This is a genomic window from Burkholderia sp. Se-20378, assembly GCF_017104665.1.
GTDB lineage: Bacteria > Pseudomonadota > Gammaproteobacteria > Burkholderiales > Burkholderiaceae > Burkholderia > Burkholderia lata.
Genome location: NZ_JAAGPG010000786.1, coordinates 1 through 3,032, shown reverse-complemented (window position 1 = coordinate 3,032; position 3,032 = coordinate 1). Strand labels below are relative to the sequence as shown.

At 67.9% G+C, this 3,032-nt stretch carries 3 protein-coding genes; all 3 read left to right on the top strand.

Annotated features, from left to right (window positions below; translation table 11 throughout):
- A partial coding sequence (locus tag G3N93_RS37515) for a putative porin (RefSeq protein WP_206135285.1) occupies positions 1 to 1,711 on the top strand: 1,711 nt, incomplete at its 5' end.
- 12 nt (positions 1,712 to 1,723) lie between these two features.
- Positions 1,724 to 2,413, top strand: coding sequence for a hypothetical protein (locus G3N93_RS37510; RefSeq protein ID WP_174944202.1), 690 nt, complete (start codon positions 1,724 to 1,726; stop codon positions 2,411 to 2,413).
- A 59-nt stretch (positions 2,414 to 2,472) separates the two neighbouring features.
- On the top strand, positions 2,473 to 3,032 hold a 560-nt coding region (locus G3N93_RS37505; protein WP_206135284.1), incomplete at its 3' end, for a YbjN domain-containing protein.

The following is a 3,032-nucleotide window of genomic DNA, read 5'->3' as shown; positions in this document are numbered from 1 at the left end:
CTGCGCGTCCGCCGCGCACGGGCAGTCGCTGGAGGCGCAGGCGGCGTCGGGGCAAGCCGCGCCGACCGAGAGCGTGGTGATCAACCTGATCAACCTGCTCGTGAAGCGCGGCGTGCTCACGCAGCAGAACGCGAACGAGCTGATCAGCGAGGCGCGCACCGAGGCCGTGCAGGCGAGGTCGGCCCGCGCATCGGGCGCACCGGTCGTGGCGGGCGGCGTGGTCAATCCGCCGACGCAGCCGGGCGACGTCGCGGTGCCGTACGTGCCGCAGCTCGTGCGCGACCAGATCCGCGACCAGGTGAAGCAGGAGGTGATCGCGCAGGCGAAGGCCGAGAACTGGGCGCAGCCGAACACGTTCCCCGACTGGGTGTCGCGCATCAAGCTCGACGGCGACCTGCGCGTGCGTGACGAGTATCACTTCTACGGCAGCGGCAACACGAACGGCGTGACGAATTTCGCGGCGATCAACCAGGGCGGCGGGTTCGACGTCAACTCGAACACCAACAACACGCAGATCCCCACGCAGAATACGCGGGAAAACCGCAACAACCTGCTGCGCTACCGTGCGCGGCTCGGCGTGACGGCGACGCTGTCCGACGAGATGATCGCCGGCATCCAGCTCGCGAGCGGCAACGACAACGGGCCGGTGTCGACCACGGCCACCGCGGGCGGCGGCTTCGCGAAGAAGAACATCTGGCTGAACAAGGCGTTCTTTGCCTACAAGCCGACGTCGTGGCTGAACCTGACGGCCGGCCGTTTCGACAACCCGTTCTTCAAGTCGGACCTGGTGTTCTCCGACGACCTGATGATGGACGGGCTCGCCGCGAACCTGCGCCATGCGCTGCCGTGGAATCCGGACGTCACGCTGTTCGGCACGCTCGGCGTGTTCCCGATCCAGTACACGAGCGAGAACTTCCCGTCGAACAGCACCGAGAAGGCCGGCAGCGACACGAAGTGGATGTTGGGCGCACAGTTCGGCGCCGACTGGAAAATCGACGCGAAGAACCGGCTGCGTGGCGCGGTCGCGTACTACGACTTCCAGAACATGCGCGGCACGCTGTCGTCGCCGTGCGCGCTCTACGCCGGCGCGACGAGCTGCAGCACCGACAACGAGGCGCCGGCATTCATGCAGGGCGGCAACACGCTGATCGCGCTGCGCAACATCGTGCAGAACCCGAACCTCGCGCCGGGCATGACGCCGCAGCCGCAGCTGTTCGGCCTGGCCTACAACTACCGGCTGCTCGACCTGAAGGCGCAGTGGGACACGGTGGTGGCCGATCGCTTCAAGCTGCGTCTCGACGGCGAATACGTGCGCAACCTCGCATACAACGACAACAAGGCATTCGCGGCATCGTCGCTGCCGGTCAACAACTACGATTCGACGTCGGTGAACGCGACGCGCGCCGACTACCGAAGCGGCCCGAACGGCTTCCTCGCGAAGGCCACGTTCGGCGAGCCGGAGCCGCGCGAGAAGGGCCAGTGGAACTTCTCGATCGCGTACAAGTACCTGCAGCCGGACGCCGTGCTCGACGCGTTCAACGATCCCGACTTCCACCTCGGCGGCACCAACGCGCGCGGTTACGTACTCGGCGCCGCGTATGCGGTCGCACGCGATACGTGGGTGTCGGCCCGTTACCTGAGCTCGAAGGAAGTGTACGGGCCGCCGGTATCGATCGACGTGCTGCAGATCGAGCTCAATGCTCGCTTCTGACCGGAGTCGCGGATGAACACGATCACTCGCACGATGTTCGCGGCCGGCGTGGCCGGCACGCTGCTGCTCGCGGCCGGCGGCGCGCACGCGCAGAGCATCGAGGACAAGCTGCGCAGCCAGTTGCGCTCGACCGTGCAGGAGCTGCGCCAGTTGCAGGACAACCAGGCGCAGTTGCAGAACGACAAGGCGGCGGCCGAGAAGCAGCGCGACGACGCACTCGCGCAACTGAAGGCGATGCAGGGGCAACTGGCCGCCGCGCGCGGCGATTCGGGCGCCGAGGCTGCCGCGAAGCGTGCGCTGGCGCAGGAGCGCGCGGGCCGCGAGCAGGACGCGAAGTCGCTGGCGAAATACAAGTCGTCCTATGAGGACCTGCTCGCCGTGTCGCATGCCCGCGACGCGCAGCACACGCAACTGCAGAAGGACGTCGCCGCGCGTGACACGCAACTGAAAACCTGCCAGGCACACAATGCCGAGCTGTATCGCGTGGGACACGAGATTCTCGACGCGTACGAGCATGTCGGGGTCGGCACGCTGTTCTCGTCGCGTCAGCCGTTCGCGCAGTCGGCGCGCGTGAAGTACGACGACATTGCGCAACGCTACGGCGACGCGCTGTATGCGGGCAAGTACGACCCGGCCGCGCGGCCGGTTGCAGCCACGCCGGCACCGGCGTCGGCGTCGGCCGCCGCGGCGAACGCACAGTGAGCGCGTGGCCCGAAGCCGGGATTGAACCGATCGATTCGTTGAATACGGGGAAGACAGACATGCAAGACAAGCAACCGAACGCCGGCGGCGACCGCGCGGCACACGACGCGCCGATCGAAGCGATCAGCGCCGACCACCTGGCCGACGTGCTGCGCCGCGCGGGCTACCGCGTGACGGCGGCCGAACAGAACGGCGCGGTGCAACTGATGAGCGCCAGCCAGGGCATCGGCTTCGCGGTGCGCTTCGGCAATCCGGCCGCCGCGCTCGCGCCGCAGGGCGCCGGCGCGCCGCCCGCCACGTTGCTGTTCATCGACTACACGCTGTCGTGCGTGCTGCAGGTGCAGGGCGACTTGCCGACCGAACTCGTCGCCGACTGGAACCGGACCAAGCGCTTCGCGCGTCTGGCGAGCCACGGACAGTTTCTCGCGCTGGAGATGGACGTGGTCGTTGCGGGCGGCGTGTCCGAGCGCTACCTGCGCTCGACGATCGAGCTGTGGGATCGCCTGATCCAGGAATTCCTGCTGCACCTGCGCAACCGTCCCGCGATGGCCGAGCAGGAAGCGGCGGCACGCGCGGCAGCCGGCGATCAGGCCGGCGCATCGCCAGTCGACGCGGCCAC

Coding starts and splice junctions, on each gene's coding strand:
- G3N93_RS37510 (WP_174944202.1), top strand. CDS start 1,724: ATGAACACGATCACTCGCACGATGTTCGCGGCCGGCGTGGCCGGCACG.